At 62.4% G+C, this 14707-nt stretch carries 15 protein-coding genes and 1 pseudogene; 8 read left to right on the top strand and 8 right to left on the bottom strand.

Annotation, left to right across the window (positions count from 1 at the left end; genetic code table 11):
• Positions 1–8: 8 nt before the first annotated feature.
• Entirely contained in the window at positions 9–1598 is a 1590-nt protein-coding gene (locus OKW26_RS06925) for a 6-hydroxynicotinate reductase (RefSeq protein ID WP_429353082.1), read from the bottom strand.
• A gap of 289 nt (positions 1599–1887) precedes the next feature.
• Between OKW26_RS06925 and OKW26_RS06920 the strand changes: the two genes are divergently transcribed.
• Positions 1888–2580 carry a TetR family transcriptional regulator gene (locus OKW26_RS06920; RefSeq protein WP_184063388.1) on the top strand — a complete coding sequence of 231 codons (693 nt, stop codon included), beginning with the start codon at positions 1888–1890 and terminating at the stop codon, positions 2578–2580.
• Here the strand turns inward: OKW26_RS06920 and OKW26_RS06915 are convergent.
• Both OKW26_RS06915 and OKW26_RS06910 read right to left on the bottom strand, forming a co-directional pair.
• A complete protein-coding gene (locus OKW26_RS06915; protein ID WP_429353081.1) occupies positions 2570–2896 on the bottom strand; it encodes a hypothetical protein in 327 nt (108 codons plus the stop codon). The two genes, OKW26_RS06920 and OKW26_RS06915, sit on opposite strands and share 11 nt — an antisense overlap.
• Positions 2897–3265: 369 nt before the next feature.
• A complete protein-coding gene (locus tag OKW26_RS06910; RefSeq protein WP_429352904.1) occupies positions 3266–4615 on the bottom strand; it encodes an IS4 family transposase in 1350 nt (449 codons plus the stop codon).
• Positions 4616–4912: 297 nt separating this feature from the next.
• Here OKW26_RS06910 and OKW26_RS06905 point away from each other — a divergent pair, with 297 nt between their 5' ends.
• The 5 genes and pseudogenes from OKW26_RS06905 to OKW26_RS06885 all read left to right on the top strand — a co-directional run bounded on the left by OKW26_RS06905 (position 4913) and on the right by OKW26_RS06885 (position 8045).
• On the top strand, positions 4913–5302 hold the full coding sequence (locus tag OKW26_RS06905; RefSeq protein ID WP_429353080.1) for a hypothetical protein: 390 nt from the start codon (positions 4913–4915) through the stop codon (positions 5300–5302).
• A gap of 14 nt (positions 5303–5316) precedes the next feature.
• The gene (locus tag OKW26_RS06900) at positions 5317–5709 is read left to right on the top strand and encodes a hypothetical protein (protein WP_184063218.1); all 393 of its coding nucleotides are present in this window, start codon (positions 5317–5319) and stop codon (positions 5707–5709) included.
• Between the two features lie 789 nt (positions 5710–6498).
• Positions 6499–7590 (top strand): annotated as a pseudogene (locus OKW26_RS06895) (ISL3 family transposase); the annotation flags it as partial.
• A gap of 59 nt (positions 7591–7649) precedes the next feature.
• Entirely contained in the window at positions 7650–7853 is a 204-nt protein-coding gene (locus OKW26_RS06890) for a hypothetical protein (RefSeq protein WP_184063382.1), read from the top strand.
• Between the two features lie 33 nt (positions 7854–7886).
• A complete protein-coding gene (locus OKW26_RS06885; RefSeq protein WP_429353079.1) occupies positions 7887–8045 on the top strand; it encodes a hypothetical protein in 159 nt (52 codons plus the stop codon).
• A gap of 67 nt (positions 8046–8112) precedes the next feature.
• On the opposite strand, the gene pcaC is transcribed toward OKW26_RS06885, so the two are convergent.
• From pcaC to OKW26_RS06860, 5 genes are all read right to left on the bottom strand, one after another.
• Entirely contained in the window at positions 8113–8514 is a 402-nt protein-coding gene (pcaC, locus tag OKW26_RS06880) for a 4-carboxymuconolactone decarboxylase (RefSeq protein WP_187619599.1), read from the bottom strand.
• The gene (pcaD, locus tag OKW26_RS06875; RefSeq protein ID WP_090807263.1) at positions 8511–9302 is read right to left on the bottom strand and encodes a 3-oxoadipate enol-lactonase; all 792 of its coding nucleotides are present in this window, start codon (positions 9300–9302) and stop codon (positions 8511–8513) included. Before pcaD ends, pcaC begins: the two co-directional genes overlap by 4 nt.
• Positions 9303–9307: 5 nt before the next feature.
• Positions 9308–10687, bottom strand: a complete 1380-nt coding sequence (locus OKW26_RS06870; RefSeq protein ID WP_429353078.1) for a 3-carboxy-cis,cis-muconate cycloisomerase — start codon at positions 10685–10687, stop codon at positions 9308–9310.
• Positions 10688–10993: 306 nt separating this feature from the next.
• Positions 10994–11653, bottom strand: coding sequence for a 3-oxoacid CoA-transferase subunit B (locus OKW26_RS06865; RefSeq protein WP_018423570.1), 660 nt, complete (start codon positions 11651–11653; stop codon positions 10994–10996).
• Positions 11654–11666: 13 nt separating this feature from the next.
• Entirely contained in the window at positions 11667–12374 is a 708-nt protein-coding gene (locus OKW26_RS06860; protein WP_062131411.1) for a 3-oxoacid CoA-transferase subunit A, read from the bottom strand.
• Between the two features lie 419 nt (positions 12375–12793).
• Here OKW26_RS06860 and OKW26_RS06855 point away from each other — a divergent pair, with 419 nt between their 5' ends.
• Both OKW26_RS06855 and folE read left to right on the top strand, forming a co-directional pair.
• The gene (locus OKW26_RS06855; RefSeq protein ID WP_090807267.1) at positions 12794–13723 is read left to right on the top strand and encodes a LysR family transcriptional regulator; all 930 of its coding nucleotides are present in this window, start codon (positions 12794–12796) and stop codon (positions 13721–13723) included.
• 136 nt (positions 13724–13859) lie between these two features.
• Positions 13860–14498 (top strand): GTP cyclohydrolase I FolE, encoded by a 639-nt coding sequence (folE, locus tag OKW26_RS06850; protein WP_184063367.1) that lies wholly within the window; start codon positions 13860–13862, stop codon positions 14496–14498.
• Positions 14499–14707: the final 209 nt, after the last annotated feature.

Below are 14707 nucleotides of genomic sequence, written 5' to 3'. Positions count from 1 at the left end.
CAGGGTGCTTAACCGGGCATTGCAGGCGGCCACGGATTGTCCGGATCGCGAGCCAGCGTCCGCCGCGCGAGCGGCGCGCCTTCCGTATGCGTCGGCCCGCTCGCGAGCACGCTCTGCAACGAGCGCACCGCCTCGACGTGGCCGCCGAGATCGCGGTACGTGTCGTACGTCATCGTGAATTCGATCGGCGCGACGAGCGCCGGTGTCGGCACCGTGCCGAACGAGCGGTCCGGCATGCGCGTCACGTCGACCATCACGGTGATGCCGCCGCCCGGCCACACATAAGCCGGCGCGCCGCCGCACGTGACGTTGACGTGCTTGCGCTTGATCGCGCGCGTGAGCAGCACCGGATTCTCGGTCGCGCCGGCGCGCAGACTGCCGCCCGCGCCGCCGAGAAACAGCACCGTCGCGAGCGACGGCTCGCAGTTCTCGCCGATCCGCTCGACCGTGCGGCGCACCGCGTCGGGCATCGGCGCGATGCGCGGCACGAGCTGTGCGTCGAGTTCGTACCATTGCGCGTGTTCGCCGGTCGTCGAGACCATCAGCACGCGCATGCCCGGCTTCGCGACCGACGGATCGAATCCTTCGACGATCGCGAGCGGGTCCTGAATGTCGGTGCCCCCCCAACCGGTGCCGGGATTGGCAACCTGGAAATAGCGGCCCGGCGTCGATTTGCGGCCGCGTATCTTGAGTCCCGAGCGCGTCATGCCGAGGCAGCGGCCCGCCTGGTGCTCGGTCAGCACGCCCGTAATGTGATCGTCGACGACCACCACCTCATCAACGTGGCCGAACCATTGCTTCGCGAAGATACCGATCGTCGCGGAGCCGCAGCCGACGCGCATGCGCTGCTCCTCGACACCGTCGACGATCGGCGCGACGCCGGCGCGAATCACGAGACTCGCGCCGCCGTCGATACCAAGCTCGACCGCCTCCTTGTTGCCGAGCGCGAGCATCATGTCGCAGGTCACGCGGCCCTCTTTCTTGCTGCCGCCGGTCAGATGATGGACGCCGCCGAGGCTCAGCATCTGCGAGCCGTATTCGGCCGTGCTCACGTGACCGACGATCTCGCCGTCGCAGCGCACGTTGGCCTGTTCGGGGCCGAGAAAGCGGTCGGTGTCGATCTTCACCTTGAAGCTGCAATAGCTGAAGATGCCTTCGGTGACGACGGTGACCATGTCGACGTCGTCGAGCTTCGACGCGACGATGAACGGCGCGGGCTTGTAGTCGGGATAGGTCGAGGAGGCACCGACGCCGGTGACGAACAGCGCGGGTTCGGGGGTGCCTGGGTCCGCGGCGGGGGCTGTGCCGAATTCGATCGCCGCATTTACCGGATCGGCGTCGGCATCATCCGTACGCGACAGAAACACCACCGGATCGACGCGTATCAACCGCCCATCCGCATTCGCATAACGATCGCACGCGCCGGTGCGCCCTTCCGAGATCTGGCACAGCACCGGACACGCATTGCATTCGATCTTGTTCGAGGCCATGCGCTCGCTGCGCGGCGCCGACTTTTCGAGCACGGTTGGACCCGGCGTCGACGCGGTATCGCGATCGACACTCTCTGCACCGAAATCGACCTTCGTATGTTCTGTCATCGTGGGGTTCCCTACGACATCACAGGCGCGACATGGCTGGCGGTGCTGCGTGGTGCGCGAATCGTCCCGGTTTCAGGGCATTTCCGCGTGGGCCGCCCATTTTCATGTTGCGGTCACTCACCGTTCATGTAGTATCTTCTACACCAAACTCGATTGAAATCTACTCGATCAAAATCGACTGTGCAACGTGTTTTCCGTCACGCGGGATCATGGTGCAATGCGGCATCGGCGTGCTAAGTCTGCGCGCCCGCCGTTCAAACCTACGCTGACAACGAGATCCGAGACCGTCATGAGCCCCACCGCCGCCCGCAAGCCGGGCGCCATCGGTATCCGCGCGAAACAGGCGCAGGACACGCGCGCCAAGATCCTGAAGGCGGCCATCAGGGTGTTCGCGAAGCAGGGTTATGCGAGCGGCCGCATCGAAAGTATTTCGAAGGCCGCGCGTTCGCACGACCGGATGATCTATTACTACTTCGGCAGCAAGGAGCAGCTATTCATCGAAGTGCTGGAGACGATCTACACGCAGTTCAACGAAGCGGAAAGCAAACTCGATCTCGATCTGCGCGATCCGGTGCATGGCCTCGAACAGATGGTCGAGTTCGTCTGGCAGTACTACCTCGATCACCCGGAGTTCGTGACGCTGCTGTCGAGCGAAAATCTGCACCAGGGCAAGCATGCGAAAAAATCGCAGAAGCTCAAGGAGATTTCGGGCTACGCGATTTCGGTCGTGCAGAGGCTATTGGAGGCGGGCCGCGCGCAGGACGTGTTTCGCGCCGATATCGCGGCGCGCGACGTGTATCTGATGATCGCGTCGCTCGGCTATTTCTATAACGCCAATCAGTACACGCTCGGCGCGTTTCTCGGCGAGCCGCTGATGGACAAGGCGGCGCTCGCGCATTGGCGCGAGGTGATCAAGGAGACGGTGTTGCGCGCGGTGTGCGTGCAGGTGCCGGTGAGCGTCGTAGCGACGACTACCGCATAAAAAATATCGGCGCCCGCCGAATTCGCGAATGAATGCCGTGCGGATTCCTTCGATACCAATCCTGAACGGCGCGCATTCCTTCACAACGGTAACAGGCGTTTTCGTTTTGCGGCTTTCGTTTGCCGCGGTTTTCGTGGCTTGAGGCTTCACTGCGCTGACCTTCGTAACGTCCGGCTTTTGCACATCTGCGTTTTGAACGTTCGTTGCGGCTGCATTCTTCGCGTTCTTTTTTGTTGCTTTGATTCGCATTCTTTACATTGTGTTGCTCCGGCAATCGTTGCGGCGTGGTTCTGTTTTCCCCACGAATCGGCCCCATACTCATATTCGCCGTGATCTTTCGCGATCAATTGCACTTGCCTCTGTCGGCTCGATACGCGGATGCAGATCAAACTGACGTATATCTTAAAAATTGTGTGCAGCCAGATGATCTGGTGTAATCATTGGTTCGTACAACCAATGAGGAAAAGACGATGGTGTGGATTTACAAGCATGAGAGCCACTTGTTGTATCACAACGACAAATTAATCACAGATAAGGGATATTCCGGCAAGGGAGAGCACAAGAATAAACACAGTAGCCAGTATGTCCGCGACTGGGGACCAATCCCCGTTGGCCTGTATGAAATTACGGCACCGTTTCCGCACCCTAAAACTGGACCGTTCTCGATGCGGCTTAACCCATCGGCTTATACACAATTTCCAGCGTGACCGCCGACACGTAACTTCTGCAATGTCTTGGCAGCGATATGAACCTCTTTGAGTCCCAGCCAAATAGCTTTCGCGCCGGGTTCGCCATCGCCCTTGCGGCCGAGGAATCCGCCCAAGCGCGCGATCAAGCGCAGCACCTCGTTGAGCTTGGGCTTGGCCGGCTGCTTGACGTCGGTCAGCAAATACGCGCCGCGAATTTCATCGACATCGAAGAACAGTTCGGCATCCAGATCGGGGCAACTGCGGCCCATGTGCATCAGATGGACGATTCGCCAAGCCACGACCAGAAACAGCGCCAGCGCGCGTTCGAGCCGTTCGATCGCGCCCAGTTGCAGCGCCTCGACTCGGCAACCGTTCTTCAGCACGTTGAACAAGATCTCGATTTCCCAGCGCGCCCGATACCAGTCGATCAGTTCAATCGCTTCCTGCAGCGTCCTGGCTTCGCGGTTGGTCAGCAAGCGCCATTCGATCGGCTTGACGCCGTCTGGTGCATCAAACTCACGCGCCACCAGACACGTGGCCGCTACGCTTTGACCAACGCCTGCCGGCAGTTCGATGCGCCGCAACCATACGTGCTGGCGCACCTGGCGCGCCTTCACGCCGTGACGCGAGCCCATCGTGAAGGCAATCTCGCCGAGCGGTGCGCCTTCTGTCGTCGCCGTCCAAAGCTTAGCTCCCTCGGGCAGCGAGCGGTCGTGGGTCGAGCGAATCAGCCAATCCGCCGGCGTGCCCAACTCCTGCGCCCGCACCATCAGCGCGAGCATGTCTGCCTCGCGATCGGCGACGTACACCAGTCGCGTGTGCGGCAGGCTCGATGCCGTTTCCGCTACCCGCTCGTAACCCTCGATCCAGCGCAGGCTTTCCTTGAGCCCGCCGCGCTTGCCCTGCGCGTCCTTGGGCTCACGCGCCCACATCCACGCGTCGAGTACACCCAGCGGCACCCGCTCAGGTGTCACCGCATAGGTCGGATGCAAATACATTCCGCGCTGCATCTCGTAAGACAGTGGCCCAAGGCCCGCGGCCTGCCGGCCGTTGAAATCCAGTTCCGTGGTGTCCTGCAGGCACAACACGACCGACTGGGCGGCCATTCGTTGCTCGGTCTGCCGCCAGTGCGGCTCCAGAATCGCACTCCACTGGACCTCGCCGTTGTCGAAGAAGCGGTACGCCGCCATCGTCTCGCCCCAGCCCCGACACGCCTGCGGCACGCCAGCCGTCGGCTTGGCCGCCAATCGTTCCATCAATGTCCTTGCTCGCTTGTTCAAGCGCGCGTCGCCAAGGTCGAGCCCAGCAAATTCGGTTTCCGTCCAGCACGGTGCTTCCAGGGCCAAGGCGTTCACGCAAAAAGCAAGAGTAAACGCGACGCGCCGAAAGTTTACAAGCCCCGGTCGATCTCATTGCTCGACGACGGTTTGTTCCGGCCTACGGTGCGGAGGGCAGACTTGTGTATAAGACGATGGGCTTAACCCGGTATGCGGAACGTGCTTAGGCGAACGTTCCGCCTTCATGATCCACGGCGACAGCCAGACCGATCCCGGCAACGCGTCAAATGGATGTATCGTTCTGCACTTGCCATACCGCAAGCAAATCTGGAACAGTGGCGACAGAATGCTTAGGGTGAAACATCCATGAAACGCACCTTTGCAGTCCTGCTGCTATCCCTTCCCGCGCTATGCCTGGCGCAAGGCAGACCGAACCCGCCATGCGACGGGTGGCCGACCAACATGGCCGAAAACAGCCTAAAAAAGGCTGGCATGCTTGGCAATATCGACTATACGAAAACCCAAGCCGTGCAACTGGCGTCCGAGAAAATAGGAAAAGATGAGGATGGCGAACAGTTATGGCGTGAGGTCTATCACATCACCTTTCACGAAAAAAACGGAAACAAGGTCAAGGTGATTGCTGTGAACGACGCTGGCGAATTTGAATGCTCAATGAGTGCCGTAGAGGTTTTTGTCGTTTCGAAGCATTTGCTGTCAAGAGTCGAGGCTGACAGAATGTTCAAGCAGATAGAGTGAGGTCCTTTGAATCCATGAAACACGCTTTTGCAGTCCTGCTGCTATCCCTTCCCGCGCTATGCCTGGCGGAACCCGGACCATACCCGCCATGCGGCGACCGGTTTCCGGCCTATGTGGCCCAGATGGCGCTAAGAAAAACTGACATCCTCTCCCTGGATTTCGATGCTACGAAAACAAGGGCCGTGCGACTGGCGTCCGAGAAGATCGGTAAATATGAGGATGGCGAACCAATGTGGCGAGGGGTCTATCAGATTACCTTTGAGGAGCGAAACGGAAATAAGATCAAGCTGATTGCTGTGTACGAGATAGGCGAACTGGAGTGTACGATTAGTGACGAGCAGTTTCTTATCGTTTCGAAACAGTTGCAGCGTGGCGGCGGGGACACTCGGTACAGGCATATCGAGTGAACCGCGCCAGTTCAGACCCGGACCCGCATCGCGCGGGTCTTTTTTTGCCTGCGAGCGGCGCGTCATAAGGCCCCTACCTCGCTCTGTTTCAGTCATTACACCCCTTGCCCGCGCGGCCTGTACGTCTGGTTCGGGTCTGTCTGTAGGCTTCCACGAAATAGTCGCCAAGGCGGGAAATCGATCCGAAACGCTTCCGGCGCGAAAGACCGTTGCGGGCCGCATGTAACCATCGCCCTCCCAGTCTTCGCACGCGTCGAGTACGGCCAGCTGCGTGGCGCGGAAGTGTCTGGCCGCCTCCCGCACGGTCGGATGCGAACGGATGGTTGGAGCTGATGGAGCCGGTACAGCCGGACTTGACGCAGCGGCTGCTGACGATCTTTTCGGTATCACCAGCGACGGGGATGCGACCATACGGAAACTGACCGCGTTGCAGGACTACGCGCGTAAAGCGCAGCGGGTGTGCGGCATCGATGGCAGCCGGAAATATTGAAAAAGAAGTCAGCCGTGCGTCGTTATACTCAGCTCTGCCCGTCAACTTTAAAAAGGATCTTCGCGGAAAAGTGTGATGGTTTTTCATGATGAAAACGTCGGAGAGCCAATCTGGGTAAGGGTTCGCGCGTCTTGATGGCCTCGCGAAATCGGGCATGATTTCGCGATGGCTACTTCACGCAAACTCAAGCGTCTTTCTGACGCATACCGGTTCGACGGATTCCGTCCTTGCGAAGCGCTGCGCGGTGTCTTCGGTGATCGCATGGCACGCGTAGTCACGCTGGTTCGGCGCTCAAAAAAACGGCCTGCAAGGGATGTGGTCGACGGTGCTCGATCCACGATCGCACGGTGCGTCGCGTTCGAGATCTGCCGAACGGCGACGTACGGATTTACCTGGAACTCGAAGCTCGTCGGGTCCGCTGTCGATGCGATGGCAGCGTGAAAGGCGAACGACTGAGCTTTCTGGCGGACAACCCTCACTACACGAAGCGCTTCGCGTGGTACGTCGGTCGTCGCTGTCGCGAGAGCACGATCAAGGACGTGGCCGACGAACTGCGATTGCACTGGCACACGGTCAAGGACCTCGAGATGCAGTACATGCGGGCGCAACTGGAGCGGTTCGGCACGCCTGGGCCGAAGGTCATCGGCATCGACGAGATTTCGATTGGCAGGGGACAGACGTACCGCATTGTTGTGAGCGACCTGATACGGGGCCGTGCGATCTGGTTCGGTGGCGAAGATCGAAAGGAGGCCAGCATGCATCAGTTCTATGACTGGCTGGGCGAGAAAAAGGCCCGCGGCATCCGGCTTGTCGTGATGGACATGTGGCGGCCGTTTTACAACGTCGCGCAGGAACGCGTGCCGCATGCGGCCATCCTGTACGACAAATTCCACGTCATAAAGCAGCTCAACGAAGCCCTGGATGAAGTGCGCAAGAGCGAATACGCTCGCCTGCAAGGCGAGCAGCGGCGCTACATCAAAGGCCAGAAGTACGTTCTGCTTAGTCATCGCGAAAACCTGTCGATGGAAGGCAGGAACTCGTTGAAGACGCTTCTCGCAGCGAACCGACGGCTGAATACCGCGTACCTGCTCAAGGAGTCGTTCGGGCAGTTGTGGGACTACGAGCGCGAAGGCTGGGCACGTCGCTTCTTCGAGAACTGGAAATCCAGCCTGAGGTGGCAGCGTTTGAAGCCCTATGAGAAGTTTGCCGCGATGGTCGAGCGTCATTGGGAGGGGATTGCTTCCTATTGCAAGCCAGAAAACAAGGTGCCGCTCGGCTTCGTTGAGGGACTCAATAACAAGATTCGGGTCATCCAACGACGCGCGTACGGATTGCGAGACGAGCAGTATCTGCGCCTGAAGATCCTCACTTGCATGCTGCCTCGAATCTGAAAAATGGAGATTTTTCATCACTCTTTTCCGCGAAGACCCTTTAAAAAATGGAGGTATGCGTGGGCGCTCTTTCCATATGGCACTGGCTGGTGTTTGTTCTTGTTGTCGTCATCGCGGAGATTATCCCGCTATGGCTGATCCTGAAGAAGGCGGGATATGCGGGCGCCTGGTCGCTGCTCGCCTTCATTCCGGTGGTGAACGTCATTCTGCTGTGGTTCATTGCCCTGGCCCGCTGGCCTGCATTGAACCCAAGACAGTCCTGACCTGTCGCGGCCGGTCGGAATGGACGAACTGAAATGGCCGGCCGCTACCGCAACCCTTCCTACCGCCAGTACTTGCCGCAGGAACTGCTCGATGAACTGCGCGCGGTGTCGAAGGCGACCCACCGTTGGGTGCAGCAGATCGTGCGGGTGGCCGTGCAGCGTTTCCTGCGTGAGCTGCGGAGTCCGTCGTGAGCACGCCTGCCCTCACCTTCGACCTGATCCTGCGCGATGCGCAGGATCAGTTACGTGTGCTCAGTCCTTACGACTTCGCCGCCGCGGCCGCCGCATCATCCTCGCGAAACAGCTTGTCGGCCAGATGGAATGCGGAGTTGGCCGCCGGCACGCCGCAGTAGATCGCGGTCTGCAGCAGCACTTCCTTGATCTGCTCGCGCGTCACGCCGTTGTTTTTGGCGGCACGCAGGTGCAGCGCGAGTTCTTCGCTGCGATTCAACGCCACCATCATCGCGATCGTCAGCAGGCTACGCGTATGACGCGGCAGACCTTCACGCGTCCAGATCTCACCCCACGCATAGCGCGTGATCAGGTTCTGGAATTCCTCGGTCAGCTCGGTGCGGTTCGCGAGCGAACGGTCGACGTGCGCGTTGCCCAGCACCGCGCGACGCACCTCCATACCGGCTTCGTAACGGTCTTCGTCGTTCATTTTGCCTCCGTCAGGAAGTCGAGCACGGTCTTCGTGAACTCACCGGCCTTTTCGATGTTGGAGATATGCGAGGCATTGAGTTCGACGTAGCGCGCGCCCGGAATCGACTGCGCAAGTTCGCGGCCTTGCGCGGCCGTGGCGGCCAGATCATGCGTGCCGCTGATCACGAGCGTCGGCAGTTTGATGCCCGGCGTTTCGGGCCGCAGGTCGGCCGCGTCGATTGCGTCGCAGTTCGATGCGTAGCCTTCCTTGTCGGTATGCACGAACACGTCGCGGATCATCGCCAGCACGACCGGCTCGCGCTCGATGAAGTCTGCCGTGAACCAGCGCGGCAGCACCGCGTCGGCGAGCGCGAACATGCCTTCGCTGCGCGCCTTCGCGGCACGCGGCACCCACACTTCCGGCGAGCCGATGCGCGCGGCCGTGTTGCACAGCACGACGCGCTCAAAGCGGTCGCCGTGACGCGCGGCGAGTGCGACGCCGGTCAGGCCGCCCATCGATATGCCGCAGAAATTCGCGCGCGCGATCTTCAGCGTATCCATCAGCCCGAGCACGTCGCCGCTCAGCTGCTCGATCGTGTACGGACCCTTCGGCGCTTCCGAATGGCCGTGGCCGCGCGTGTCGTAGCGCAGCACGCGGAAGTGCTTTGACAACGCCGCGACCTGCGGCGTCCACATGGACATATCGCAGCCGAGCGAATTCGACAGCACGAGCCACGGCGCGTGGCCGTGACGATCGCCGTCGATACGATAGTGAAGCTCGGTGCCGTTGACTGCGGCGTAGGGCATGCCGGTTACTCCTTGGAATGGGCGCGCTGCGCGCGCGTGGTGTGAAGCGCCAGCGCGGCGTCGACATATGCGTGCGCCTGGCCGACGTATTGAGCGGGATCGAGCAGCTGCTTCAGGCGCTCGAGCGAAAGATGTTCGGTGACGGCCGAGTCGGCGGCGAGCACGTCATACAGCGTCTTGCCGTCGCGGATCGCCGCCTTGGACGCGCGCTCGACCAGATGATGCGCGTCGAGCCGGCCGATGGAATCGCCGAGCGCGAGCATCACCGCTTCGCCGAGGATCAGGCCGTGCGTGACGTCGAGATTCGCGGCGAGGTGCGCTTCGTTGACGTTCAGACCCGCAGCGATCTGTTCGATGTTCGCGAGCGCGCCGCCCGCGAGGCGCGCGAGATCCGGCAGCGCGTCCCATTCGGCCTGCCAGCCGCCGAGCGCGCGTTCGTGCTCCTGCACCATGCCGGCGAACACAGTCGCCACAAGGCCGGGCGCGCGCGTCGCGGCCGTCAGTACCGCCGCGCAACCGACCGGGTTGCGTTTGTGCGGCATCGTCGACGATCCGCCCTTGCCGGCCGCGGCCGGTTCGGCGAGTTCGTCGATTTCGGTTTGCATTTGCAGCGACACGTCGCGCGCGATCTTGCCGAGCGTGCCGATCAGCATGCCGAACAGCGACGCCGTCTCGGCGATGCGATCGCGCTGCGTGTGCCACGGCAAGGTCGGTACCGCGAGGCCGAGTTCCTTGGCGAGCGACTGCGTGACCTGCGGCGCCGCCTCGCGCAGACTCGCGAGGGTGCCGGCCGCGCCGCCGAATTGCAGCACCAGCACACGTTCGCGCAACGCGTCGAGCCGCTCGCGATGACGCAACAGCGCGTCGAGCCATTGCGCGAACTTCAGACCCAGCGTGATCGGCAGCGCCTGTTGCAGCCACGTGCGGCCGATCATCGGTGTCGCGCGATGGGTGGCCGCGAGTTTCGCGACCGCGTCGCAGGTGGCTTGCAGGCCGCCGTCGAGCAGGTCGAAAGTGTCGCGCAGTTGCAGCACCGTCGCGGTGTCGATGATGTCCTGGCTCGTCGCGCCCCAATGCACGTATTTGCCAGCTTCGGCATCGGCGGCTTTGACGCGTGCAGTCAGTTGCTTGACGAGCGGAATCGCGAGGTTGCCGCCGAGCGCGGCGTCGCGTGCGAGCGCGTCGGCGTCGAGCTGGTCGGCCTGGCAGGCCGCTTCGATCGCAGGGACGGCGGATTCGGGAACGACTTTGTGCGCGGCAGAGGCACGCGCGAGCGCGGCTTCGACGTCGAGCATCCGCTGCAGCGTGGCACGCGGCGCCCAGATGTCGTTCATCGGCTGTGTGCCGCAAAGAAGGCCAGTCAGACGGGCGCTGGAGTCGAGCATGGTGACGACGATGTTTGAGGGAATCGGAAGCGAAGAAGCGGCACGGCGCGCGGCGGTTCGAAGCCGACGCCGTGGCGGAGCAAGCGCTCGTAGCGCGCTTGCTCCGCGCTCGTGCCGTGCGTATGCCGCGGTATCTGCTGCGTATTGTGCGCCAAACGTGGTCAGCCCGTCGCTGAAGTCGCCAGGCCAGCGCCGTCCAGGAATTCACCCCGTCAGCGCTGGCCCGTTCGCGCAATGCTGCTTTCAGACGAGACGCCATCGACGCGGCCGCAAAGCAGACCGCCGCCGCGACGCCTCAGCCAGCCATCAGGCCGCGCGCGCGGCCTGCGTGCCGTCGGTCATCGGCACACCGGTCAGCTTCAGCAGTTCGTCGAAGCCGATGTCCGTGAAAATCTCGCGCACGACGAGGCCTTCCTTCGTGACGTCGATCATTGCGAGGTCCGTATAGATACGGGTCACGCAACCGATACCGGTGACCGGGTACGAGCATTCGGCGGTGATCTTGCTCTCGCCCTGCTTGGTCAGATGCTCCATCATCACGTAGACCTGCTTCGCGCCGATCGCGAGGTCCATCGCGCCGCCGACCGCCGGAATCGCGTCGGGTGCGCCGGTGTGCCAGTTCGCGAGGTCGCCCTTCGCCGACACCTGGAACGCGCCGAGCACGCAGAAGTCCAGATGGCCGCCCCGCATCATCGCGAACGAATCCGCGTGATGGAAGTAGGCGCCGCCCGTCAGCAGCGTGACGTGCTGCTTGCCGGCGTTGATCAGTTCGTCGTCTTCCTGGCCCTTCGCCGGTGCCGGGCCCATGCCGAGCAGACCGTTTTCGCTGTGCAGGAAGATTTCCTTGTCGGCGGCGAGGTGGTTCGCCACCAGCGTCGGCACGCCAATGCCGAGGTTCACGTAAGCGCCTTCAGGGATGTCCTGGGCAACGCGCTTGGCCATTTCATCGCGAGTCAGTTTCTTCATGTCGGTCTCCGGGTCAGGCAGCAGCGTCGTGAGGATTGGGCGTGGGGGCATGCGCCGCTTGCGGCACCGCGATCACGCGTTGCACGAAAATGCCGGGCGTGACGATTTCTTCGGGATCGAGACCGCCGAGCGGCACCACTTCCGACACCTGCACGATCGCGGTCTTCGCGGCGCTCGCCATGATCGGCCCGAAGTTACGCGCGGTCTTGCGATAGATCAGGTTGCCCCAGCGATCGCCCTTGTACGCCTTGATCAGCGCGAAGTCCGCGTGCAGCGGCGCTTCGAGAACGTAGTGACGGCCGTCGATCAGGCGGGTTTCCTTGCCTTCGGCGAGCTTGGTGCCGTACGCGGTCGGCGTGAAAAAGCCGCCGATGCCCGCCCCCGCGGCGCGGATGCGCTCGGCGAGATTGCCTTGCGGCACGAGTTCGAGTTCGATTTCGCCGGCGCGATAGAGCGCGTCGAACACATACGAGTCGGTCTGGCGCGGGAACGAGCAGATGATCTTGCGCACGCGCTTGGCCTTCAGCAGCGCCGCGAGGCCGATATCGCCGTTACCTGCGTTGTTGTTGACGATGGTGAGATTGCGCGCGCCCTGCTCGATCAGCGCGTCGATCAACTCGGACGGCATGCCGGCCGTGCCGAAGCCGCCGATCATGACGGTCGCGCCGTCGTGGACATCGGCGACCGCCGATTGAAGTGTCTCGAAAATCTTGTTGATCATGTCGAATTTCCTTTGGGGGCGCTACGTGCCGCTGGGCTGACAGCCGTAACCGGCAAGGCTCGCGCGGAAACAGTCTCCGGGCATGCTGGCGACGGCTCGCGAGGGGGAGAGCGGGCTGGCGCCTTCGATTGCTTCGCCGCTGAATTGTTCGTTGAATGAACAGTGATTCGTTTAGCGAACGCTTCGGCGATTATGGTTGTCCTGTGGGCGGGTTGTCAAGGCAGGGAAACCCCCTTCATCATAGGTCGCCGCGCGCGGCGGCGAAGGTCCGGGATGCCCTCGTCCAGCGCTCGCCCTGCGCGCGAAAATGCCGGCCGCGCAAAATCCCACTATGCTTACGGGCGATTTTTCAACTAGGCTCTATAGCGATACGGCATAAGCATCCCCTTGCCCCGCCCGCCCCGCGAGCCATAACAAGCATGTCCGAGACACATCTGGATCTGAACCTGATCCCCTATCTGGTCGCGATGGAAGACACGCGCAACGTGAGCCGCGCCGCCGAGCAGCTCGGCGTGAGCCAGCCGCGCGTGAGCACCGCGCTTGGGCGCCTGCGCGAATACTTCGACGATCCGCTGTTCGTGCGCACATCGAAAGGCATGGAGCCGACACCGCGCGCGCTCGCGATCCTGCCCGCCGCGCGCGACGCGTTGCTGCGCATCGAGAAAGGCATGCTCGACGTGCAGGATTTCGATCCGGCGACGAGCACGCACACGTTTTCGATCGCGCTGTCCGACGTCGGCGAAATCGTGTTTCTGCCACGTCTTTTGCAGCTGTTCGCCGAGCGCGCGCCGTCCGCGAAACTGCGCTCGGTCACGCTGTCGCCGTCGCAAGTGGAACGCGGGCTCGAATCGGGCGATGTCGACCTCGCCGTCGGCTATTTTCCGGACCTGGCGGGCAACAACTTCTTTCAGCAGCGGCTCTTCACGCATCGCTTCATCTGCCTGATGCGCAGCGGACATCCGCTGTCGAAGGGGCCGCTCACGCTCGAGCAATACGTGGCGTCCGGGCATGCGGTCGTGCGCGCCGAGGGACGCAGCCAGGAAGTGCTCGAGCAGTACCTCGAAAAGAAGCGCATCAAGCGACGCGCGGTGCTCGAAACGCCGCACTTCATGAGCCTGCCTTTCATCCTCGCGCGCACCGACCTGCTCGCGACCGTGCCGCACGCGATCGGCTTCGCGTACGTCTCGGAGCATGCGTCGATCATGCTCGTCGAGCCGCCGCTGCCGCTGCCGCGCTTCGACCTGCGGCAGCACTGGCATCGCAAGTTTCATAACGATCCGCGCGGCAGCTGGCTGCGCGGCGTGGTCGCCGAGCTGTTCAACGATGCGATGGACGAATGGCCGAAGTAGCCGTGCGCAGCACGCCCGCGACTGCCCCGGCCGCGAAAGGGGCATCGGCACCTTCGGCGCAAAACATGGAACAATGACCTCAGTTACTGACCCCGCGCGTCGCGCAGCGTCGACGCGCGATCCAGGAGGACGACGCATGACCAGCAGCAAGGCAAAGAAGACCAAACCCGTAGCGGCCGCCGAACGCCCGAGCCGCGAAGAAGCTGAGGCAGCCGTGCGCGTGCTGCTGCGCTGGGCCGGCGACGATCCGCAGCGCGAAGGTCTGATCGACACGCCGGCACGCGTGACGCGCGCTTACGACGAGTTTTTCGTCGGCTACCAGGTCGATCCGCGCGACATCCTCGCGCGTACCTTCTCCGAAGTGGACGGCTACGACGAAATGATCGTGCTGAAGGACATCCGCTTCGAAAGCTATTGCGAGCACCATATGGTGCCGATCATCGGACGCGCGCACGTCGCGTATCTGCCGAACCATCGCGTGGTCGGCATTTCGAAGCTCGCGCGCCTCGTCGATGCGTTCGCGAAACGGCTGCAGATCCAGGAAAAGATGACGGTGCAGATCGCCGATACGCTGAACGACGTGCTGCAGCCAGCCGGCGTGGGCGTGATTCTCGAAGCCGCGCATCAGTGCATGTCGACGCGTGGCGTGCACAAGGCGGGCGTCACGATGGTCACGTCGCGCATGCTCGGCACGTTCCGCACCGATCCGTCGACACGGCGGGAGTTTCTGGCGATCGTCGGGAATCCGGGCGTGGTGGCAGTGCCGAATGCCTGATGAGGTGGACCCGGGGGCTGCTCGTGGTTCGTTGACGATGCAGCCCCCGCCCCTGCGAATCCAGCGTGCGCGCTCGCGCGCACTCTCTTCAAGCGCGCCGGCCACCTTGCGGTGGGCACGCGGGGTTGACAGTTAGTTGCGTATTGACGATTGAGGCCGATGGTCGATACCGGCCGTCCACGCATGCCAGCCCAACAGCAGCAACAGGA

The organism is Paraburkholderia sp. 32 (assembly GCF_050435345.1).
Lineage (GTDB): Bacteria > Pseudomonadota > Gammaproteobacteria > Burkholderiales > Burkholderiaceae > Paraburkholderia > Paraburkholderia tuberum.
This window is presented reverse-complemented; position numbering and strand designations above follow the sequence as displayed.